22 protein-coding genes are annotated in these 20,950 nt (G+C 39.0%); 13 read left to right on the top strand and 9 right to left on the bottom strand.

All coding sequences use genetic code 11. The features are described from left to right. Positions 1–104: 104 nt before the first annotated feature. From HGD76_RS10925 to accD, 5 genes are all read left to right on the top strand, one after another. On the top strand, positions 105–329 hold the full coding sequence (locus tag HGD76_RS10925) for a DUF167 domain-containing protein (protein ID WP_168695792.1): 225 nt from the start codon (positions 105–107) through the stop codon (positions 327–329). Between the two features lie 87 nt (positions 330–416). Continuing rightward, positions 417–1,511, top strand: a complete 1,095-nt coding sequence (gene leuB, locus HGD76_RS10920; RefSeq protein ID WP_168695791.1) for a 3-isopropylmalate dehydrogenase — start codon at positions 417–419, stop codon at positions 1,509–1,511. Positions 1,512–1,599: 88 nt separating this feature from the next. Then, the gene (locus tag HGD76_RS10915; protein ID WP_015079528.1) at positions 1,600–1,860 is read left to right on the top strand and encodes a hypothetical protein; all 261 of its coding nucleotides are present in this window, start codon (positions 1,600–1,602) and stop codon (positions 1,858–1,860) included. A gap of 26 nt (positions 1,861–1,886) precedes the next feature. After that, positions 1,887–2,708: a prepilin peptidase gene (locus HGD76_RS10910; protein WP_015079527.1), complete on the top strand. Its 822-nt coding sequence runs from the start codon at positions 1,887–1,889 to the stop codon at positions 2,706–2,708. 207 nt (positions 2,709–2,915) lie between these two features. Continuing rightward, on the top strand, positions 2,916–3,869 hold the full coding sequence (accD, locus tag HGD76_RS10905; RefSeq protein WP_168695790.1) for an acetyl-CoA carboxylase, carboxyltransferase subunit beta: 954 nt from the start codon (positions 2,916–2,918) through the stop codon (positions 3,867–3,869). 35 nt (positions 3,870–3,904) lie between these two features. Here accD and HGD76_RS25855 read toward each other — a convergent pair whose 3' ends face one another. The 3 genes from HGD76_RS25855 to HGD76_RS10890 all read right to left on the bottom strand — a co-directional run bounded on the left by HGD76_RS25855 (position 3,905) and on the right by HGD76_RS10890 (position 7,350). Continuing rightward, positions 3,905–4,030, bottom strand: coding sequence for a hypothetical protein (locus tag HGD76_RS25855; RefSeq protein ID WP_267904357.1), 126 nt, complete (start codon positions 4,028–4,030; stop codon positions 3,905–3,907). 88 nt (positions 4,031–4,118) lie between these two features. Further along, positions 4,119–5,492, bottom strand: coding sequence for an MFS transporter (locus tag HGD76_RS10895; protein ID WP_168650256.1), 1,374 nt, complete (start codon positions 5,490–5,492; stop codon positions 4,119–4,121). Positions 5,493–5,823: 331 nt separating this feature from the next. Further along, positions 5,824–7,350 (bottom strand): hypothetical protein, encoded by a 1,527-nt coding sequence (locus tag HGD76_RS10890; protein ID WP_168695789.1) that lies wholly within the window; start codon positions 7,348–7,350, stop codon positions 5,824–5,826. A 258-nt stretch (positions 7,351–7,608) separates the two neighbouring features. On the opposite strand from HGD76_RS10890, the gene HGD76_RS10885 reads away from it, so the two are divergent. Then, positions 7,609–9,222 carry an ArnT family glycosyltransferase gene (locus HGD76_RS10885; protein WP_148761682.1) on the top strand — a complete coding sequence of 538 codons (1,614 nt, stop codon included), beginning with the start codon at positions 7,609–7,611 and terminating at the stop codon, positions 9,220–9,222. 150 nt (positions 9,223–9,372) lie between these two features. On the opposite strand, the gene HGD76_RS10880 is transcribed toward HGD76_RS10885, so the two are convergent. Continuing rightward, positions 9,373–9,750: a hypothetical protein gene (locus HGD76_RS10880; protein WP_168695788.1), complete on the bottom strand. Its 378-nt coding sequence runs from the start codon at positions 9,748–9,750 to the stop codon at positions 9,373–9,375. Between the two features lie 415 nt (positions 9,751–10,165). Here HGD76_RS10880 and HGD76_RS10875 point away from each other — a divergent pair, with 415 nt between their 5' ends. Both HGD76_RS10875 and HGD76_RS10870 read left to right on the top strand, forming a co-directional pair. Further along, complete coding sequence (locus HGD76_RS10875) at positions 10,166–12,082, top strand: chloride channel protein (RefSeq protein WP_168695787.1); 1,917 nt, start codon at positions 10,166–10,168, stop codon at positions 12,080–12,082. Between the two features lie 8 nt (positions 12,083–12,090). Then, positions 12,091–12,318, top strand: coding sequence for a hypothetical protein (locus tag HGD76_RS10870; protein ID WP_168695786.1), 228 nt, complete (start codon positions 12,091–12,093; stop codon positions 12,316–12,318). An 18-nt stretch (positions 12,319–12,336) separates the two neighbouring features. Here the strand turns inward: HGD76_RS10870 and HGD76_RS10865 are convergent, their stop codons facing one another. Beyond that, on the bottom strand, positions 12,337–12,747 hold the full coding sequence (locus tag HGD76_RS10865; RefSeq protein WP_015079519.1) for an AbrB/MazE/SpoVT family DNA-binding domain-containing protein: 411 nt from the start codon (positions 12,745–12,747) through the stop codon (positions 12,337–12,339). 309 nt (positions 12,748–13,056) lie between these two features. Between HGD76_RS10865 and HGD76_RS10860 the strand changes: the two genes are divergently transcribed. The 3 genes from HGD76_RS10860 (at position 13,057) to pyrR (ending at position 15,227) form a co-directional block, all read left to right on the top strand. After that, complete coding sequence (locus tag HGD76_RS10860) at positions 13,057–13,500, top strand: Rrf2 family transcriptional regulator (protein ID WP_015079517.1); 444 nt, start codon at positions 13,057–13,059, stop codon at positions 13,498–13,500. Between the two features lie 63 nt (positions 13,501–13,563). Next, positions 13,564–14,514 (top strand): adenosylcobinamide-phosphate synthase CbiB, encoded by a 951-nt coding sequence (cbiB, locus tag HGD76_RS10855; protein ID WP_168695785.1) that lies wholly within the window; start codon positions 13,564–13,566, stop codon positions 14,512–14,514. 176 nt (positions 14,515–14,690) lie between these two features. After that, positions 14,691–15,227 carry a bifunctional pyr operon transcriptional regulator/uracil phosphoribosyltransferase PyrR gene (pyrR, locus tag HGD76_RS10850; RefSeq protein WP_148761674.1) on the top strand — a complete coding sequence of 179 codons (537 nt, stop codon included), beginning with the start codon at positions 14,691–14,693 and terminating at the stop codon, positions 15,225–15,227. 129 nt (positions 15,228–15,356) lie between these two features. On the opposite strand, the gene HGD76_RS10845 is transcribed toward pyrR, so the two are convergent. From HGD76_RS10845 to pilM, 4 genes are all read right to left on the bottom strand, one after another. Beyond that, positions 15,357–17,645, bottom strand: a complete 2,289-nt coding sequence (locus HGD76_RS10845) for a type IV pilus secretin family protein (protein WP_168695784.1) — start codon at positions 17,643–17,645, stop codon at positions 15,357–15,359. Between the two features lie 113 nt (positions 17,646–17,758). Continuing rightward, positions 17,759–18,526: a pilus assembly protein PilO gene (locus HGD76_RS10840; protein WP_168695783.1), complete on the bottom strand. Its 768-nt coding sequence runs from the start codon at positions 18,524–18,526 to the stop codon at positions 17,759–17,761. Then, a complete protein-coding gene (locus tag HGD76_RS10835; RefSeq protein ID WP_168695782.1) occupies positions 18,523–19,332 on the bottom strand; it encodes a PilN domain-containing protein in 810 nt (269 codons plus the stop codon). Before HGD76_RS10835 ends, HGD76_RS10840 begins: the two co-directional genes overlap by 4 nt. Before the next feature lie 4 nt (positions 19,333–19,336). Next, complete coding sequence (gene pilM / locus HGD76_RS10830) at positions 19,337–20,443, bottom strand: type IV pilus assembly protein PilM (protein ID WP_148761666.1); 1,107 nt, start codon at positions 20,441–20,443, stop codon at positions 19,337–19,339. Positions 20,444–20,548: 105 nt separating this feature from the next. Between pilM and HGD76_RS25340 the strand changes: the two genes are divergently transcribed. Further along, positions 20,549–20,692: a hypothetical protein gene (locus HGD76_RS25340; protein ID WP_233467177.1), complete on the top strand. Its 144-nt coding sequence runs from the start codon at positions 20,549–20,551 to the stop codon at positions 20,690–20,692. Continuing rightward, positions 20,637–20,930 carry a hypothetical protein gene (locus tag HGD76_RS25335; protein WP_233467176.1) on the top strand — a complete coding sequence of 98 codons (294 nt, stop codon included), beginning with the start codon at positions 20,637–20,639 and terminating at the stop codon, positions 20,928–20,930. The genes HGD76_RS25340 and HGD76_RS25335 overlap by 56 nt, the downstream gene beginning before the upstream one ends. Positions 20,931–20,950 lie beyond the last annotated feature (20 nt).

Raw genomic sequence — 20,950 nt, 5'->3', positions numbered from 1 at the left:
ATAGCAGAGAATAGGGAATAGGGCAAGTAGAAATTTGTGAGAAAATCTTTTTTAGCTCTTTTTTATGTGTTCTCTGTGGTTATAAAAAATCCAAAAAATACATAATGCAAAAAAGAGTAAAAGTTAAACCAAATTCTAAACAGCAAAAGATTGAAGAATTAGCAGATGGTAGTTTAACTGTACATCTTAAATCACCACCAGTAGATGGTAAAGCTAATGAAGAGTTAATTAAACTACTAGCCAAAAAATTTGATGTTGCTAAATCCTCTATCAGAATTAAATCTGGGACAACATCTCGACAAAAGGTAATTGAAATTGATGGAATTTAGGGCAATTATCAATTACCAATCACCCATTTGGCACAATTGCTAGGTATGATATTTTATCTGCAAACATTTACCCAGTAAAACCTGACTATGACTCAAAACTACCGCATTACCCTACTACCTGGAGATGGCATTGGTCCCGAAATTATGTCCGTAGCAGTGGACGTGCTGAAATTTGTCGGTAAAAGCTTTGATTTTTCCTTTGAATTTTCCACAGCTTTAATTGGTGGTGCTGCTATTGACGAAACCGGCGAACCACTACCCGCTGTTACCTTAGATAGGTGCCGCAATAGCGATGCTGTCTTACTCGCTGCTATTGGTGGTTACAAATGGGATTCTCTCCCCTCAAATTTACGCCCAGAAGCAGGTTTATTAGGGTTGCGGGCTGGTTTACAACTATTTGCTAATTTACGTCCTGCGAAAATTCTCCCCCAGTTAATTGACGCTTCCACCTTGAAACGAGAGGTTGTAGAAGGAGTAGATATTATGGTGGTGCGGGAACTCACCGGCGGGATTTATTTTGGTAAACCCAAAGGCATTTTTACAACAGAAACCGGAGAAAAACGCGGTGTAAATACGATGGTTTACACAGAATCAGAAATTGAACGCATTGGCCGCGTAGCTTTTGAAACAGCGCGGAAACGAGGTGGTAAACTCTGTTCAGTGGATAAAGCCAATGTGTTAGAAGTATCTCAATTATGGCGGGAAAAAATTACACAACTTTCCTCAGAATATACTGATGTTGAGTTATCTCACTTGTATGTAGATAATGCCGCTATGCAATTAGTCCGCGCTCCCAAACAATTTGATACAATTGTTACAGGAAACTTATTTGGTGATATTCTCTCTGATGCTGCGGCAATGCTCACAGGTAGTATAGGAATGTTACCTTCTGCTAGTTTGGGGGCTGATGGTCCCGGTGTCTATGAACCAGTTCATGGTTCAGCCCCGGATATTGCAGGACTTGATCAAGCCAACCCCTTAGCACAGGTTTTAAGCGCCGCCATGATGTTGCGTTATGCTTTAGACCAAGCAGCAGCAGCAGACTTAATTGAAAATAGCGTGTTACAAGTTTTAGAACAAGGTTATCGCACAGGAGATATTATGTCCCCAGGAATGAAACTTGTCGGTTGTCAAGCTATGGGCGCAGCACTAATGGAAATTCTGCAATTAAAATCACGTTAAAGTGTAAATCTGGAAGTTTTACTATTTATTGTGAAAACTTTCAGATACACTAAAAGCAAATCTGTAAATCTCAATATAAAAGCCAATTGTGTACGCTTTACAACAAGAACAGGCAAACTTTACCCACTCCAAAAAGCATCCTTCTTTGATTGATCCTACTGTAATTAGAGCAGCTAGTCACATCTACTATACCTACTGTGAAGTCCATCCAGAAATAGTAGGAAAAGCTACAGGAGTAGCAATTAGTCGGGTAACTCATCGGGGTAAAGTGATTTTTACTAAGTACCCAGTGTTATTACCACAGGAATGTTTTGTGCCGTTGAATCAAATTGAGTCCTATATGTATTAGTCAACTGACAACTGACAAATAATAATATGGACATTTTGATGAATATTTCAGCCAGTATCATTGTCTTTGTTTTGGGTGCATCTCTGGGTAGTTTTATTAATGTTGTGGTTTATCGGCTACCCGCTGGCTTATCAGTGCTGTGGCCACCTTCTCGCTGTCCCAAGTGCTTAAATAGGTTGAAGGCTTATGATAATGTCCCGGTTTTCGGTTGGTTGTGGTTAAAAGGGCGGTGTCGTTATTGCCAAACTCAGATTTCTCGCCGTTATCCATTAGTGGAGGCATTAACAGGGATAATATTTTTAATAGTATTTTGGGTTTTTCAATTTTCAATTTTCACCCTGGGATATTGGGCTTTTTGTAGTTGGTTATTGGCTTTATCTCTCATAGATTTAGATACAATGACCTTACCTAACCCCTTAACTAAATCGGGTTTAATTTTAGGAATAGTCTTTCAAATGGCTGTTGGTTGGTTATCAGAACCGACTGCGGTGGGATTATCAAAACGCTTAATAACCGGAATAGCCGGTGCAGTTCTGGGTTTATGGCTGTTTGATGCGATCGCCCTTTTAGGTTCTATGGCTTTTGGCAAAACGGTCATGGGTGCAGGTGACGCTAAATTAGCTGCTATGATGGGAGCATGGTTAGGATGGCGTTATTTACTACTAGCGGTTTTTATCTCCTGCATTTTGGGAGTATTCGTCGGTGGTGGTGCAATTATCCTCTCTCGTCACCAAATGGGACAAAAAATGCCTTTTGGACCCTTCCTAGCGTTAGGTGCGGTAATCACTGTTTTTTGCGGTGAAGCTATTTTGTCCCCATATATGAGATTATTTTTGCCTGGATCTTAATATCATTTTTTAAATCTTTTTTTTGTTTCATGCTTATGGTTTTATCCACTTAAACCTGTATCGCACCTGACTGTAGCTGTGATTACCCCATTGAGATTTAAATATGTCTAAACTATGATTTTTATGATTTTTGTGACTCTTATGATTAACTAATCATCCAAATCATAGTTCTGATTTTGTCCTCACACCTAATTACATAAGATAAAAATGGCAAACAACGAAGAATCACGCGGTTTAAAGTCTCTATTTGATTGGTTCGCAAATCGGCGTAAATCAGGAAGTCCCAATTCAGAACGCCAAGAACGGGAAATTGCTGATGGTTTATGGCATAAATGCCCTAAATGTGGTGTTCTTAGCTATACAAAAGATTTAAAAGCTAATCAAATGGTTTGCGTTGATTGTGGTCATCATAATCGCGTTGATAGTGATGAACGAATTCGCCAATTAATTGATGCTAATACCTGGAATCCATTGGATGAGCATTTACGCCCCACTGATCCCTTACAATTCCGTGATCGTAAACTATATAGCGATCGCTTGCGAGAAACACAAGAAAAACTAGGACTGATAGATGCTGTTAAAACTGGGTTAGGACAAATTAACAGCTTACCCATAGCTTTAGGAGTCATGGATTTCCGGTTTATGGGTGGAAGCATGGGTTCTGTTGTCGGGGAAAAACTCACCCGCATGATTGAACAAGCCACCCAACGGCGTTATCCTGTCGTCATTATTTGCACATCAGGTGGTGCGAGAATGCAGGAAGGAATGCTGTCTTTAATGCAAATGGCGAAAATTTCCGCCGCCCTCCAACGTCACCGAGATTCTAAACTATTATATATTCCTGTTTTAACCAACCCAACTACCGGAGGTGTTACCGCCAGTTTCGCCATGTTGGGTGATATTATCATCGCTGAACCCAAAGCAACTATTGGTTTTGCGGGAAGACGGGTAATTGAACAAACTCTCAGAGAAAAACTCCCTGAAGATTTTCAAACCGCTGAGGACTTACTTAAACACGGATTTGTTGATGATATCGTCTCCCGTACCCAATTAAAAACTAATTTGACACAATTAATTGCGCTACATCAACCTCTCCCCACAACGACACCAAGCATGGTTTTGTGGGAAACAATGAAATTAAGTTCCGCTACTGTTGAATAAAAAACGGAAATGAGGGAAGAAATTTCCTTCTTCCTTCAACAACTGACAACTGACAACTGTACGGGCGAAGCATTTGGAGAACTATTTTTGGCAATGACCGATAATTTATCTTCCAAATGCTTCGCCCCTACTAACAACTGACAACTGTACGGGCAAAGCATTTGGAGAACTATTTTTGGCAATGACCGATAATTTATCTTCCAAATGCTTCGCCCCTACTAACAACTGACAACTGACAACTGACTCCTTCTACTTTCCCGGTTCTTGGACAAAAATTAGGGGAATTAGCCCTAATAGTCTGCATAGGCTAGATAGCGCAAATAAGCCTAATAAACCGCCAAATTCCTGGTTTTGGGCAATAAAACCGCCGATAGTTGTCCCTAAAGCTCCACTCACGCCCCCGACAGCCGCAACAATGGCAAAATAGATAGATTTATTTCTCACGGGGGCAATTCCTAAATACATATTAGTGCTACATAAATCAACTCCTGCCCAAGTGATGCCAGTAAAAATATGTAAAAGCGGCAACCATAACCAAAAATCAAGTTGATGATGACCAATTCCTAACCATAATAATGGCGTAATTGCGACTAAAATACCCACACAGATAAGAATAGGACGATTACCGATTCTATCGGCTAATTTCCCCCATATAATCAACACTAACAGATTTGCCCCGGTCTGAAGACTGCTATAAATAGTTACTAAAGTCACATCTAAATCTAAAGTATCTAATAAATAGAAGTTGAAAAAAGGTGCGCTCAAATGCACAGCCAACATCCAGATACTGAAATAAAGCAGAAATAGTAAAAATTTAGAGTTCTGCCCAATAATAGTAGTCCAATTAATTTCTTCTTTGCAAATATCTTGAGGAGGATTTTCACAAAAATTCAAACTATGCTGATTTTGTAATTGCGGATTTACGTCTGCTTGAAAATATTGACAACACAAACTAATAATTCCACAAATAGTTCCTAAAGATAGAACTAATCCATAACCTTCGATAGTTCCACCATGCCAATTTGATATTACTAATCCCGCCAAAGGTACACAGATTAAATTCGTCAGATTACAAGCACTATTCCGAATACCAAAATATCTCCCTCGTAACCTGCGGGGAACAATAATGGCTAACCAACTTAGCCAAGATGCACTTCCTAATCCTCCCAGAAGATGACTAAAAAGGACAATTGACAGTGTTAATACTACCAATTGTTGAGAATCTAATAAACTGGAATTGTTAGCAAAAATGCCAATAACTAGAATTAACCACAATAACCGAGAAGTTCCAAAGGTTAATAGAGAATATTGAAATCTACTGGTAGTTTGTTCAGAAATGTAAGCCCCCACAGGTTGAATAAAATTTACCAGCATGGGAATTGAGGATAACATTCCAAAGATCACCGGAGTAGCATCCAACTCGACTAACAAATTACTGACTAAAATTCCCCCGGTACTCAGACCAAAAATAGATGCAAAAACGGCATCTATGGTAGAAGCTTGTAGACTGGTACGAATATCGTTTTTAGTAAATTGCTGAGGAAACTGTTTAGTTAGTAAAGAGTCAAGATTGGGAGTTTGAATATCCAGTGCTTCAACTGTGTCAACCGGAAGGGAATTCATATTATCATAAATTACAGAGCTATCTTTTGTTCTTATATTTTTCAATATCAGTTTGCAGACTCACAGTCTATAAAACACCTGAAAAAATGTCATCAGTATTTCATAATTGGGAGATTAATCAAGCTTTTGCAATTAATAATTGAGGAAAAGATCTAATTCTCCCTTATTTCTCCCCATGAAAATAATTGTTTATATTTATACTGATCCATTCCTAGATACTGTTCCCAACCAAAATGACTGGGGTTGGGAAGTAGATAAAATTTATGAAGATTTGGGAAAACTAAACCATAACACCAGATCCCCGACTTCTCTAAGAAGTCGGGGATCTGAATTATTCATCTTGATTTTTAGGAGCTTGTTTGCCTTTTTTACCTGCATTCCGCACATTCATGACTTTACCCAGTAAATCAAACCAAAAAGGCGCACCCATAGCAATAGCAATACCACTCACAAGCCAACCAGCAATCATACTCAAAACACTGAAAATAGGTAACCCATTAATTCTATATTTTGTGCCGTTAATTTGCTGTTGTACGTTAGCACTTGTCCAACCAATTGGTAATTCAACTTCTTTTAAAATCTCGTTAGGATCTACTTTACTCATATCTGAAGCATTAGATCCTTGTGGTACTACTTGTACAGCCTTGTTAATAATTATTTCTCGCAATAAAGAATCCTTAGATAAGCGGTTAATGATATGAAAAGTATCGGCATTGGCTGTAATAGCTAAGGTTATCCCAATTATAATTGCGACTCCTTTAGCATTACGTTTATAGACACCACCGGCTCTTTCCATAGAGCTATCAAAACTATTTTCAATTTCTTTCCGTAAAAGAATAATCCCTTCTTCCGTGCTTTTAGCTCTCATTTGGGCGCGTTTTGCCATAGTTTCAATACTATCAACAACAGAATCTGGCAGAATATCAATTAGTTCTTGAACTTTTTTATAGGTTTCACTATCTTTATCTTGAATAGCTGCTATAACTTCACCATGAATATCACTACCTTTTTTAATAGATTTGACAATTTCATTGATATTAGGTTTTAATCCTCCTAGCACTATGGCTTTTTCTGCATCTGCAAAAATATCTTGTCTGACGAATTTTAGTTCCCGCAAAGGTTTATCTAAAATATCTTCATGATTGCCTATGTTTGCTTGGAAACTATCTATATATTTATCTAGGCTATCTCTCATCCTATTTATCGCCATGTAGATATCATATTTATCCTTATTAAACTCATCAGTAATGCGGTTATACTCTAATTCTAACTGTTTATAATCTGTGGCAATATCAGTAGCAAATTCACTAGATAACTCTTGATTATTAATGTAAACCTGCAACTGAATTAAAATTTGTCTGATATCATCTAAACGTTCATTTTTGAATTGTTCTAGTCTGATTTCAGTTAATTTTTTGACCAATACTGGCAGTTGGAGTGTATCCATAAAACTATTGGCAAAACTTTCACCACCAATATAGGAAGGCGCACTGCGTTTTTGATCACCAAAAACAGTTTCTTTTCTAAATCTAGAACTAGACTTTCTGAATAGACTAAAGAATGAGCCAATTGCCCAGGTAGCTTTCCGAGGTAAAGTTGCTAATAAACCTTTAGCCTCTTGATTAATACTTTGAATTAAAGGATTGCCATAAATTTTATTAACTAGTTGAATTACTTCCGGTTTTTCTGAGTTTTGAGCATCACCAGCTAAAAGAATTTCAATTGATCTTCTCAAGTGTTCAGCCCGCCATTGCAGTACAGTTGTCAATAGTTCTTGAATTTCTGAAGCCAGTAAACTTAAAATTAAGTAAATAAAAATTAAACCCAGTGCCACATCTAAAATAAAAGGTAGGTTCATTGACATTCTCCTTCAGGGTAATTGAGCAAATGCTAATGGTAGTATTTATATCATTTAATCGGCAGGATGCCTGTAAACTTCCTGAAAAAAATTAATCAGAAAATCTTCGCCAAAAAATTATCTCTGTTCCTAAGAAACTGAGCTAATTTGGGATCTAGCCATTGCTTTTAAAAATAGATTGTTCCCGGATGGCAACATAGAAGATTCGCTTTGATCTCTATGTGATTAAACCTAACAATTATAAGATTCGCATAGAATATGCAAGAAGGAAGCTTTATTTGGACTCATCTAGAAAAACAGCACCGTGTGGTTGAAAGAAAGATTGATTGGCTATGGCTAATCCTCTTGTTATTGGCAGCGGTGATCTTGTTTAGCATCAATCTTGGCGGTTTGCCCTTACAAGATGGGGATGAGGCAACTGTAGCCAGGGTAGCGCGGGAAATTTGGCAAGCTCCAGCAAATTCAATGCGCTGGCTTTACCCTACTTTGGGCGGTGAACCATATCACCACACACCACCGCTGATGCACTGGTTAATTGCTGGGGCTTATGCTCTGGGTGGTGTTAATGAATGGACAACTCGTCTACCTAGTGCAATTTTGATGGCAACTTCTGTACCTTTGTTGTATTGCATGGGGAGAGAGATATTTCGGCACCGTTGGGCAGCTATTTATAGTTCCTTAATTTATCTAACAATGCTGCCAGTGGTGCGTTATGGCAGGTTAGCAGTGTTAGATGGGGCAGTTGCCAGTTTTTTGATTTTGATGATGTGGTTTGTCTTGCGATCGCGCCGGGATTTGCGTTACTGCTTAGGTGTAGGCATTAGTTTCGGGTTAATTTGTCTAACCCAAGGCGTGATGGGTGTTTATTTAGGTGCAGTTGTTTTAGTCTTTCTTTACTGGGATACACCTAGACTACTCGCAAGTTATTATTTCTGGACAGGTATTTTCATCGGTTGTCTACCTGTATGCTGTTGGTACGGATTTCAAGTATGGCACTATGGCTATCCCTTCAATATTGATGTGAATACATCTTTAAACCATATCCAAACTATTACTAATGGCAGTTTCCAAGCACCTTGGTATTATCTTTTAGAAATCGCCAAGTGGACATGGCCTTGGTTGATATTTCTCCCTCAAACTATCCGCATTACCTGGGAGAATAATAATTTAAGTTGGGCAAAATTGATTATTGTTTGGTGTGGTGTTTATCTATTAATTATTTCCCTCATTAGCTTTAAACTTCCCTGGTATATAGTTCCTATTTATCCAAGTTTAGCTTTAGCTTTGGGGTTTCAATTAGCAGAAATAGAAAATGTGCCTGTAGTTTCTGGCTATCCCCGCGCTTGGGTAACGAGTTTAGCAATATTGGCTGTGGTGGCTTCTGCAGGCAGTATTTATTTTAGTTGGAGAACTTTAGACAAAGTAGAATTACAGATAATTTTTGCAGCAGTGGCTTTAACCATGACTTTAGCGGCAATTTTAGCAGAGCGAGGTGATAGACAATTTCTGAAAATTTTAATTTGGGGAAGTTATATTTCTCTATTGTTATTAATGAAATCTCATTACTGGGTTGGGGAATTAAATACAGCTTATCCTGTTAAACCAGTAGCAGCAATGATCACTAAAATAAATCCAGCAATTAAGGAAATCTATACATCTTTTCCCTACCATCGTGCTTCTTTGGATTTTTATAGCGATCGCACTATTATTCCTGCTTCTATTGGTGAGTTACAATATTACTGGCAGTATGATAGCCAACCTTATTTTCTCCTCAATATATCTACCTTAGAAAACCTCCAATTCAACTCTATCAAAGTCATAGATCAAGTAGAAGATTGGCAATTAATTACCAAAGAAAATAACTCATTTTAACAATACCTTTGCCATTTTTATTGTTTCGGAGGTTGGGTTGAGGTAAGCAAAACCCAACGCTGATGTTGTCTTTCCTGTAATACAACCCAACCTGCGACTTCAGGCTTTTTTCAATTTGGCGAAAGTATTTTTTAAGGTTCCACAAGAAATCTATTTTTCACCCTTGTTCATTCTTTCAATGTGGGGAATTTCTTGGCCATCATGACTCATATTATCTTGAGTCATAGTCACAATCCCGAAAAAAATCGCACTTCCCACAACCAAAGACAAAAAAGGACGCTTAATGAAGATAAAATCTCTGATTATCCGTGCCAAAGGTCGGCTTTGACGACGTAAAGCCGAAGAGATCATCATTTGTTTCCAAATAAATGGGTCACGGACATAATGTCCGCTTTGACAAACAACTAACTTTTCTTGGCAATAAGGACAGGAAAACAAACCAATATAGGATTTTATTGGCGTGGTTCTGTTATTTCTTTGGCAAATTGGGCAAGTAACATAATGATCATGAAAAGTATTTGTACTCATCTACCTCGTCCGCCTAGTCCCTTGATTCTATTTATAACAATATCTGTATTGAATTTTACTGAAAATCTAGTGTTTATGCCATAGTCACTGGCAGTTATTGGCAAAATACTATGATAGCGATATGCAATTGCATGAGATCCAAAATTTACCTAAAACTGAAACACCAAAAGACTTTCAACTCTGTTGCCTATTCCCTGCTCCCTACTATGTAGACTTTAAGAATGAAATTGACCTAAGGATATACTCCCTTATATACTAACTCAAGTTGCTAGTACCGCAGGACGGAATTATTTTTTTCTAAATATTTTGTGATTTTTGTTAATTAATTATTGAGCAGGCAGTTTTTCCCATAATAAACCACAATAAGAAATAACAGATAAAAAATCGTTTTTTCTGACAGTTACCCCGGTTATCAATGACTCTCTTGCCTCCGACTTCGCAGACGAAGGTCACGGAATCCGATACTTTTTCCCCACCTTCCATGCGGTTCACTCAGTTAATTAATCGTTTTCAGCCCTCCTCAGAAACAGTAGTGCTTTTTTTAGCCGTGCTAATTGGCGGTAGTACAGCTATGGGGATAGTCACCTTTCACTATTTAATCCAGCTAATTAACAATTTCATGCTGGAAAATCTGATGGGACAAATTGGGAGCTGGGGTGCTTGGACTTTAGCTGCTGTTCCCACTTTGGGTGGTATCATTGTTGGCCTCATGCGTTGGCGCACTCAGGATTTTGGTCCAGGACTTTCTTCTCTCATAGCTGTTTCTCAAGGCAAAGAAGCCAAGAAACCCCTCCGACCGGTCACAAAAATGATCGCTGCGGCTGTTTCTATCGGCAGTGGTGCATCCTTGGGTCCCGAAGGTCCAAGTGTAGAAATTGGGACTAATTTCGGAGTTTTATTGTCTGATATATTACAAGTTTCTCAAGAACGTCAGCGGTTGCTCTTAGGTGCTGGGGCGGCGGCTGGTTTAGCTGCTGGTTTTAATGCCCCCATTGCTGGCGTATTTTTTGCCTTAGAAGTAGTCATGGGAACTACATATTTTGCTACTTCTGCGGTAAGTGTGGTGTTACTTGCCGCCGTTGTCGCCGCCTTAATTGCTCAAATTGGTTTAGGTTCACAACCGGCTTTTGCTTTACCTGCTTATCAAGTTCGCAGTTACCTAGAATTACCTCTTTATCTGGGTTTAGGTTTAGGTGCAAGTTTAATTTCTCTCACCTATACTGAATCAATTCGGTTAGCCAAATCCGCCTTTGCTGGTAATTTACCAGGGTTGAAATTACTAGGTAAAATTCCTCAATCAATTCAGCCTATTCTCGGTGGTGTAATCATTGGTATAGTCGGTTGGCACTACCCGCAAATTTTGGGGATTGGCTATGAAACCGTAGAAGCTATGCTCCAGGATGAGGATTTTTCGCTGAACCTATTACTGATATTACTGGTGTTGAAATTGCTGATGACAGCGGTAAGTTCAGGGAGTGGTTTTGTCGGTGGATTATTTGCACCAGCGATGTTTTTAGGTGCGTCCTTTGGGTCCGCTTATGCTAAATTTTTGGCTTTGGTAGCACCAGGAATTGGAGACTATATGGCTGCTCCTCCAGCTTATGCAATGGTAGGTATGGCAGCGGTTTTGGCAGGTAGTGTCAGAGCGCCATTGACAGCAATTTTAATGTTATTTGAATTAACCCGCGATTATCGGATTGTTTTACCTTTAATGGCAGCGGTGGGTTTAAGTGTTTGGTTAGTAGAACGAATTAAACCAACTTTAGATGCTAATGCTAATCTGCAACAGATTGGTTTGCCAGAATTGAAAGATGAAAAAGTAGAACTTTGGCAGCAAATGTTAGTCGCAGATGCTATGCACGCTTACCCCAAAAAATTATCAGCTACTCTGGGAGTATTAGAAGCTGCGGTAGCAATGACACGGGAACGAATTCGCAGTGCGTTGATAATTGATGATGATGCTGGCAAGTTGGTGGGAATTCTGTCCTTAGAAGATATTAAACGGACTCTGGCTCTATGGCAAAATCTTTCTAATTCATCTACTGAAATTCAGGAATATTTATCTAGTCAAAAACTTATAGATATTTGTACTACGGATATTCTCTATGCTTGGGAAGATGAACCTTTATCTGAAGCCTTAGACCGCATGGCATTACGTGGGTTACATCAATTACCAGTAGTAGCTAAAGACAATCCTGATTTTATTCTGGGTTTATTAGAAAGAGAACAAATTGAATTAACTTGTAATTTAACGGCAATCACTAAGGTACTACATCAATATCTACCAGTGATTACAACTACTGAATATATAGAGGAAATTGGGAATTGGTGATTTGTCAGTTGTTAGTTGTTAGTTGTCAGTTGTTGGTTGTCAGTTGTTGGTTGTCAGTTGTTGGTTGTCAGTTGTTGGTTGTTGGTTGTTGGTTGTTGGTTGTCAGTGGCAAATATCTTCTTATTGCCTGTTCCCTGTTCCCTATTCCCTGTTCTCTAAATTTTGGTAATTGGTCAGTTATTAGTTATGCAGCAGTCAGGGGTAAAACAAAACCACTGACAACTGACAACCCATAACTGACTAATGAATATTCATTAAGCTGTAGCTTCTACTTCCACATCTTCTATAGATTCCGAATCTACTTGTCGGAGTCGAATGTGCTTTTTCCCTAAAGTGATGACAAACTCATCACCAGGTTGAAGATTCATCTGTTTTGTGTAAGCTGCACCGATTAATAAGTTGCCGTTTGACTGCACACCAATTCTATAGCTGGCACTGCGTCCACCACGTCCATTCGCACTGGGTGAACTATCCAACTGAATACCCTCAGCATCAATTAGGGCATTCAAGAATTTCATCATATTGACGCGCTCTATACCATTTTTGGTAACAGTATAGTAGCCACACTGTTTAGCTTTTTCGTCTTTGCTAATGGCTTCTAGCTCTTTAACTTTTTTGAGCAGTTCGTCACCGACTAGGAGTTCAATTTTTTTTTGTTTAGGCATCAACTTAGGTCGAAAATGAATGTTGTTTGTTGTCAAGTGGATTTTATTTTAGCTGACATTGAACTAATAGGAACAGAATTCTTGAGTTTTTGGATCAGCCTAGCCAAGTATATTACACTCATAGACAAAATTGTTGCATTATTATCAATATTCTTAAAAAATTATATGAAATATAATTACAATGATGCTGATAGCTACTATAGAGAGGAATCCGGTTTTGATTCTTTAAATTATTAAAGATAGGCAGATTAAGAGGTAAGAGGGAAGAGGCAGAAGGATTGGGGAAATTAAATTAATCATAACTGCTATATGAAACTAACTACGAGAGGACATTACAGCGTGAAAGCATTGCTAGATTTGAGTTTACAGCCCAAGTATGGACCTGAATCGGTCAGAGCGATCGCTAAACGTCAAGATATTCCTGCTCCCTATCTAGAAAAGCTGCTCATAGAAATGCGTCGTGCCGGATTAGTAACTTCAATTCGTGGTAGCGTCGGTGGATATAAATTAGCAAAAAAACCGGCACAAATATCTATTGGCCAAATTTTAGAGGCTGTTGGTGAAAATATCACTAACTTACCTCTGAATAATCCCACACCCGCTCAAACAGCAGATTGGGTGACATCCAGTCTCTGGAACAGACTCAACCAAAAGCTCAAAGAAGCCTTGTACAATATTACCCTGGCAGACCTTTATTATGATGCTCGCAGTTGGCAAGCATCTCAAGGAGAAGAAGCCAATTTTGTGGTTTAGTCACCGAGTCAGAAGAAAGGAAAAAGCAAGAAAAAAGAATAAATAATCAACAATCAATAAAAAATGACATCTACTGTTTTGGTTTTGGCTGCATTGTTAGATTACTTAATCGGAGATCCTTGGGGTTGGCCTCATCCGGTGCGAGTCATGGGATGGGTAATTTCCCACTTGAGTAAATTAGCTCTGCAATATTGCCAAAATCCTCTTTCTCAGAGGCTTGCGGGAATTTTCTTAGGTGTGATTGTAATTACTGGTAGTGGCTTGGTAGGTTGGATAATAGTTCAAAGTGCCAAGTGGGTACATCCATTGTTAGGAATTGCTGTAGAAAGTATTCTTCTAGCTAGTTGTTTTGCTTTCAAAAGTTTACGAAATGCAGCTATGGAAGTTCTCCAACCTTTAAAAAATGGAGAATTAGAATCAGCGCGACAGGTTTTAAGTAATTACGTCGGGAGAGACACAGCCAATCTTTCCCCAGCGGAAATTCTCAGAGCAGTGTTAGAAACCGTTACAGAAAATGCCACTGATGGCGTAATGGCTCCTCTTTTTTATACTATTGTTGGTGCATTTATCCCTGTTATCGGTGCTGTCCCTTTGGCTTTAGCATATAAAGCTAGTAGCACTTTAGATTCAATGGTCGGTTATAAAGAACTACCTTATACTTATCTTGGTTGGTTTAGTGCGCGGTGGGAAGATGGTTTTACTTGGTTGCCCTGTCGGTTAACAGTGATCACTTTATCATTACTATCCTTAAAACCCTTAAATGTTTGGCGAATTTGTCGCCGCGACGCAATCAAAGATCCCAGTCCCAATTCTGGTTGGAGTGAATGCGCTTATGCTGCGGTTTTAGGTGTGCAAATGGGAGGAATAAATTGGTATCGTGGAGTAGCTAAAGAGAAACCACTTTTAGGAGATGCTATTTATCCCATTACCCCAGATTCCATTGATCAAGCTTTACAATTAACCCGATATGCGTTTTTACTATGGTTAGGACTAGCAATATTTTTAATTCGTTAGTTATCTCGTTCCCAGTCTCTGACTGGGAATGCTATCAAAGAGGCTCTGCCTCCAGTGTGATTGAAGGCAGAGCCTTCTAGCATTCATTCCCATACAGAGTATGGGAACGAGAAAACGAGAAAACCAGAAATTACCAATTACCAATTACCAATTACCTATCACCAATTACCTATCTTATGTCTACCAAAGTAGTTGAAATTCTCTCATCAGAAGAACTGCGTCGGACATTAACTCGTATGGCTTCTCAGATTGTCGAAAGGACACGAGATTTATCTCAATTGTTACTTCTGGGTATTCATACTAGAGGAGTCCCATTAGCTTATTCATTAGCCCGTCAAATAGAAATTCTGGAAGATGTTAATGTTTCTGTAGGCTCTTTGGATATTACATTTTATCGTGATGATCTTGATAAAATCGGCTTGAGAACTCCAGAAAAAACGGATATTCCCTTTGATTTGACCGGAAAAACGGTGGTACTTGTAGATGATGTCATTTTTAAAGGGAGAACTATTCGGGCTGCTTTAAATGCCGTGAATGAATATGGTAGACCAGAGGTAATTCGTTTAGCTATATTAGTAGATAGAGGTCATAGAGAGTTACCAATCCATCCAGATTTTGTCGGTAAAAAGTTACCCACAGCTAAGGAGGAAATTGTTAAAGTTTATTTACAGGATAGTGATGGACGAGATGGTGTGGAGTTAATTAGTAATTGAAATTTCCTTTTTTGGACTTAAACTCAAAAGTATATTTTCTAGTTGTAGAGAGACGTTCCATGGAACATCTCTACATTATTTACTTCTCCCATAAATCGGGTATTTTGACAAACAATCACCAAAAACTAACTAACGCGGTTGCAGCTTCACCCCCCGACGTTCCAACATTTCCCGCGCTGTGGGACTGGGTGTATAATTATAACCATAGCCAGAATTCTGGGAATCATCTATTATTTGCGGTGTCAGTAAAATAATTACCTCTCTACGTTCGTTCTGTTTGTTTGTTTTCCTAAACAGCGCACCCAGCAGGGGAATATCACCCAAAATAGGTAATTTAGAAACACTTGTTCGATCTGTGTCTTGAATAATACCGGAAAGAATAAGCGTTTGACTATCCCGCAAGCGCAATACACCAGATGTAAGAGTTCTTGCGGATAAAAGAGTTATTGTACCATTACCACCGCCGGCTTGTGCTGTACCACCCGGAGCAGATACAGTAGGGGCAACGGACAAAGATACAAAACCGTTATCATCAATTCTTTCTACCTTCACATTCAAGGATAGACCTGCTTCCTTGATGATAGGTTTGCTGAAAGTGGTTGATGATGTAGTTCCTGTACCTTGGGATAAAATGTCTAATCCAGCATATACCTCTGTAGTTAACTTAACTACTGCATTTTGTCCTTCTTGAACAATTAAGGTAGGATCTGTTAGAATCTTAGCGTTGCCCTTGGTAACTTGAGCTTGTAAACTCGTAAGAAGCCGTCTAGGGAATTGGTATAAAGTTGGTATACCCCCTATTTTGTTTCCTTGAATTGTGGGATCTCGATTAATACCAGCAGCAGACCCCGTAACTACAGCCTGAAGTGGATTATTTGTAACTGGTGTTTCAGTCACAGTATTGTTTACTTCATTAGAATTAGCTGGTCGAGAACCACCAAAATTTAAAGATGCTGCACCACCATCATTAACAAAGAAGTTGTTACCAACCCCAAAAGAAAAACTGGTATTGTAATCTTGAGTACCTGTCAGGTTGACATCAATAATTTTGACATTCACCACCACTTGACGACGACGGATATCAAGCTGTGTTAATTGAGATACTGCCATCTCAACCATCTTAGGACTACCAATTAATGTAACAGAATTTGTCCGCTCGTCTCCTGAAGCTTGTAACCCTCTGAGTATAGGTGTTGAATCTGTATATGTAATCCGTTGAGTCTCAATTTTCGTTTCTGTCGTCGTTTGAGTTTGAGTAACTGCGGTGTTAGCAGCACCACCCACAGGTACAGCATTAACACTAGTAACTAGTCGTTCTCGACTGACAGCACTTTCCGCACCCAAAGCTACTAGGAAATTTAACGCCACACCCACCGTTACCTGATTTAGTCGGAGATTACGCATCACAAGATTACGACTAGAATTAGGTAATTGAGTCCCAACAAAAATTGTCCGTCCACTGCGGTTAGCTTCCAAACCACTCAAACGCAGGACGTAATTAAAAACATCTTGTACGGGTTCATTTTCTATATCTAAGGAAATCTTCTGAGATGTTTTAGTTACATTTTCAGCATCTTGCGGTTTTTCTGCTTCCCCACCTATATAAGCCAAATTCAGCCCAGCAGCACGAGCTAATAAAGATAAAACCTCTCTTACAGGTGCATCACGCAACACCAACCGACGAACTCGTTCTTTTGTACCTAAATTAATCACCACAGGAGATGTATCAATATTAGACTGAGTAATATCTCCTACAGGTGGGGCGACAGCCTTAGGTAAAAAAAGAGGACTTTGCTTATAAGCTTGACCAGGATTTGGGGTTTGGGTAATTTTCCCGTCAATTGTAACTTGGGGGTTAGGAACTAGAACATCCGGCTGTTTACCTGGTTCATCTGGTTTATATTCAAATGTGGTAGCTGGTGTTACTGCTACCTTTTCCGTAGGCTTGGTAGTAGCTGGTGTTACTGCTACCTTTTCTGTAGGCTTAGTGGCGGTTGATGCTGTTGAATTTGTGGTAGCGGTAAAGCCCAGGGTAATATTATTATCCTTTCCCATGACGGGCTGATTGCTGGGTGCATCATCAATACCTGTAACTGTTACCCGAATGCTATTAGCGTCTAATTGTTTAACTTCAATAGATGCAATTCCTGGTGCGGGGTTTTTTTGCAGGAAGTTATTGCCCTTGGGTAAACGGAGTTGGGTATTAATTACATCCGCAACTAAGGATTTGTCCTTTTTAGTGGTAAATACTTGGGGACGATCTCCCGCCGCAGTTTTTAAAATTACACTAACTCCCCCTGCAATGGGACTGAGTTCAACATCAGTAATTTGTGTGATCTTTGCTAACACTGGTTGGGCTGCTAAGAGTACAAAAGCTGCCGCACTTGATCCGAAAACACTATTATGAAGCTGTTTCACAGTTCATTCCTCACATAAAATAAAAGTCTAAATCGTAACGTATAACAGGGAATAGGGAATAGGGAGAATATTTTATTTTGCCTCTTGCCCCTTACCTCTTGCCTCAAATTTGATTATTTTTCCGGTGCTTTAGCTGCTGCTGTTTTAGCGGCTAAATCTGCCGCTTCTTCAGAAGTTAGTGGCATTAAAGCCTCTAATGCAAAAGTTGTTGTCAGTTTACCGATACCAATTTGCACAGGGTTATCTTTATCGTCTGACATCTCTGGTGGAGACAATTTGGAGTCATAGTTTTTAACTAACAATAAAGGTTGTAATCGTTCAATGTTTCGCATAATTAATCGGGTTTGTTCAAAATTCCCCTCAATTTCTACATTGACAATACTGCGTTTAAGTTTGTTGTTAACTTCTACCCCAAAACTGCCATCATCTACCACAACAGGTTTTTCCGAAGCTGGAACAAATCTTTTCATCTTGGCTCTAATGGCATTACCAAAGGCTTTTCCATTGCTAGAATCTATTAAGCGACTGGTATCTAGTAATAGGGTATCTAAACTTTTTTCATCTGCAAATAAAGCTAAAACTTGTTGTTGTTGTTGTTTCGCTTCAGCCAAATCTGCTTCTATTTTACCGATTTGTTGGGCTTGGATTTTCTTTTGATTAACTTCTGTTTGTAGTTGCTCACGTTTAGTTTGTAGTTCTTGATAGTTATCCCAAGCGGGCATTGCCATGTTAAATAGCATATAACCTGCACCTAATAAACCTAAAACTGCGACTACACCACCAATAATAGTTGGTGTTAAGGTGACACCAAAAACAACAGGACCAGAATCTTGAGTATCTGTATCTTGATTGGCAAAATTTAAATCATCACTAAATGTCATTGGGCAATGACTCCTACTTTTTTGATATTACGAAGTCTATCTACTAGTCCGACTGTGCCTTTTTTCTCTAACTCTTGAATTAAATCAGATGCTGGCACATTACTTAAACCTGTTTTAATGGTGTATTTAACTACTTGAATAGGTTTAATTTTTTCATTAGATTTACCACCTTTTGGGGGAAGAAAACCTGTAACGGGTGGTGCATCTACTAATTCTGCTGTGATAATTTTGGTTTCTTCTGGATTTAAAAATTTAGATTGTCCTAAACTTAAGGCAAAATCGTTGACTAAGGCATAGGAAATAGCAAAACCAGAAATTTCTAAGAATCCAGCGGTATTGGTATTAGTATTGGTTTTACTGGGGGTGGCAGCTACAACTTCTTTACTAGGAAGAGGAGCGGCAATTTGCTTAATAGTTTCGATTTGCACTTTACTAGGAATGCGATCGCGCAAATCCTGTAACATTGCTGACCAGGGACGTATTTGATCAAACACCGTTACTAAAGCTTTGGTTTGGCTATTAATGCCGACTGTTTCCGCCTTAATTTTATTAAGATTGGCTATTGTGCCATCTAAACTCTTACCTTCCTCCTCTAGTTTTGCCACTTCCCCGGTTACTTCAGTAGTTTTCCCTTCCAGGATTGACAAACCAATAAACACTAAACCGGGCAATACTAAACCTACTCCTACTCCTATGTAAACTGGGATTAAATTCCCTAGTTGAATAGATGGTCTTTGAACCTTCGTTGCACTTTTACTTTGATATTCTGGCCGATCTTTAAGGAAGTTAATATCTAGACTATACATTTTGTTACAACCCTCGCATTCCTAAACCCAGGACAATACCCAACCCAGGACGTTTAATTAAAGGATATTTTTCAGCATCTACCTCCAAAGACAAAGAAGTAATTGGATCTATTTGGGTAGTTGGTAAACTCAATCTTTGAGTGAAAAACTCATCAATTTGTGGTAATCCTCCCCCAGGACCGGCTAAAAGAATCTGCACGACTTCCAGATTTTCACTTTGATTGAGGTAAAAATCAATGGAACGACGCAATTCATCAGCTAATTCTCCGAGAACTCTCAACATAGAAGCCATCCCCGGATTACTACCTGTCACTCCACTATGGGCTGAATCTGGTGAAGTTGTGGGAATAGTCATACTCTCCAACATATCCATATCCCGTGATGCTGGTAAGTTCATAGCCCTTGACAATGCAGTTTGGAGTTGATAAGTGCCAATCGGTACTGTTCGAGAAAATTGTGGGATACCATTGATAATAATGGCTATTTCTGTACTATCAAACTCAATATCAACTAATACCGCTGCTTCTTCTGGTCCAAATAGCCGCAATTGATCACGAATAGTGCGAATCAGGGCAAAGCTGTTAATTTCTAAGATATCAACTGTTAATCCTGCCTGTTCAAAGGTATTTAAATAGGTTTGCGTGACATCTTTACGAGTCGCAACTAACAAAACCTGCACTTTCTCAATGCCGTCTTCGTCTATAAAGTCCCCAAGTTTTTGATAATCAACATCAGCTTCTTCTCTGGGATAGGGTAAATATAAAGATGCTTCATGGTTGAGTATTATGTCCCGCAACTCCTTGTCATCTAATTCAGATGGGACAGGAATCAACCGGATAATGGATTCTCGTCCTGGGATACAAGTAATAACACGGGTAGCTTTAGTTTTGCTTTCAGCGATCGCTTGCTGAATAATTTCGGACATTCCCACAGAATCAGCAATTTGACCATCAATAAATATACCTTCTGGTACTGGTACTGTTGTCAAAGATTCGATTTTTAAGTTTTGGCGGTGTTTATGTAGTTGGACTACGTTTACCCGTTCCGGCGCTAGTTCAATACCAATACCTTTACTGGATTTACCAAAGAAACTAGTGAAGGCTTTAACCATAGTTTTACCCGCTAGATTACAAAGAAAAATATTAAGGTTAGTTGTTAGTAGGGGCGAAGCATTTGGAAGATAAATTATCGGTCATTACCAAAAATAGTTCTCCAAATGCTTCGCCCGTACAGTTGTCCGTTGTTAGTAGGGGCGAAGCATTTGGAAGATAAATTATCGGTCATTACCAAAAATAGTTCTCCAAATGCTTCGCCCGTACAGTTGTCCGTTGTCCGTAGGGGCGAAGCATTTGGAAGATAAATTATCGGTCATTGCCAAAAATAGTTCTCCAAATGCTTCGTCCGTACAGTTGTCGGTAGTGGCGAAGCATTTGGAAGATAAATTATCGGTCATTGCCAAAAATAGTTCTCCAAATGCTTCGGCCGTACAGTTGTCAGTTGTCAGGCAAGAATTTTTAACTATTACCTATTACCTATTACCAAAATTGATATATCCTATAGTCTCCACAATTCACTATCCTTTTTCTTACCCAGATTAATTCTAAAAATACTATCACCT

It is taken from the genome of Dolichospermum flos-aquae CCAP 1403/13F (assembly GCF_012516395.1).
Classification (GTDB): Bacteria; Cyanobacteriota; Cyanobacteriia; order Cyanobacteriales; family Nostocaceae; genus Dolichospermum; species Dolichospermum lemmermannii.
The sequence above is the reverse complement of the archived record's forward strand: the minus strand, read 5'-3'. Positions and strand labels throughout refer to the sequence as shown.

Excerpts from the sequence above, each read along its gene's own strand:
- HGD76_RS25335 (WP_233467176.1), top strand. The coding sequence starts at position 20,637 with ATGCTTCGCCCGTACAGTTGTCCGTTGTCCGTAGGGGCGAAGCATTTG.
- HGD76_RS10890 (WP_168695789.1), bottom strand. The coding sequence starts at position 7,350 with ATGAACCTACCTTTTATTTTAGATGTGGCACTGGGTTTAATTTTTATT.
- HGD76_RS10860 (WP_015079517.1), top strand. The coding sequence starts at position 13,057 with ATGAAACTAACTACGAGAGGACATTACAGCGTGAAAGCATTGCTAGAT.
- HGD76_RS10910 (WP_015079527.1), top strand. The coding sequence starts at position 1,887 with ATGGACATTTTGATGAATATTTCAGCCAGTATCATTGTCTTTGTTTTG.
- cbiB (WP_168695785.1), top strand. The coding sequence starts at position 13,564 with ATGACATCTACTGTTTTGGTTTTGGCTGCATTGTTAGATTACTTAATC.
- leuB (WP_168695791.1), top strand. The coding sequence starts at position 417 with ATGACTCAAAACTACCGCATTACCCTACTACCTGGAGATGGCATTGGT.
- HGD76_RS10840 (WP_168695783.1), bottom strand. The coding sequence starts at position 18,526 with ATGACATTTAGTGATGATTTAAATTTTGCCAATCAAGATACAGATACT.
- HGD76_RS10835 (WP_168695782.1), bottom strand. The coding sequence starts at position 19,332 with ATGTATAGTCTAGATATTAACTTCCTTAAAGATCGGCCAGAATATCAA.
- pyrR (WP_148761674.1), top strand. The coding sequence starts at position 14,691 with ATGTCTACCAAAGTAGTTGAAATTCTCTCATCAGAAGAACTGCGTCGG.
- HGD76_RS10875 (WP_168695787.1), top strand. The coding sequence starts at position 10,166 with ATGACTCTCTTGCCTCCGACTTCGCAGACGAAGGTCACGGAATCCGAT.
- HGD76_RS25855 (WP_267904357.1), bottom strand. The coding sequence starts at position 4,030 with ATGCTTTGCCCGTACAGTTGTCAGTTGTTAGTAGGGGCGAAGCATTTG.
- HGD76_RS10895 (WP_168650256.1), bottom strand. The coding sequence starts at position 5,492 with ATGAATTCCCTTCCGGTTGACACAGTTGAAGCACTGGATATTCAAACT.
- pilM (WP_148761666.1), bottom strand. The coding sequence starts at position 20,443 with ATGGTTAAAGCCTTCACTAGTTTCTTTGGTAAATCCAGTAAAGGTATT.
- HGD76_RS10885 (WP_148761682.1), top strand. The coding sequence starts at position 7,609 with ATGCAAGAAGGAAGCTTTATTTGGACTCATCTAGAAAAACAGCACCGT.
- accD (WP_168695790.1), top strand. The coding sequence starts at position 2,916 with ATGGCAAACAACGAAGAATCACGCGGTTTAAAGTCTCTATTTGATTGG.
- HGD76_RS25340 (WP_233467177.1), top strand. The coding sequence starts at position 20,549 with ATGCTTCGCCCGTACAGTTGTCCGTTGTTAGTAGGGGCGAAGCATTTG.
- HGD76_RS10925 (WP_168695792.1), top strand. The coding sequence starts at position 105 with ATGCAAAAAAGAGTAAAAGTTAAACCAAATTCTAAACAGCAAAAGATT.
- HGD76_RS10880 (WP_168695788.1), bottom strand. The coding sequence starts at position 9,750 with ATGAGTACAAATACTTTTCATGATCATTATGTTACTTGCCCAATTTGC.
- HGD76_RS10865 (WP_015079519.1), bottom strand. The coding sequence starts at position 12,747 with ATGCCTAAACAAAAAAAAATTGAACTCCTAGTCGGTGACGAACTGCTC.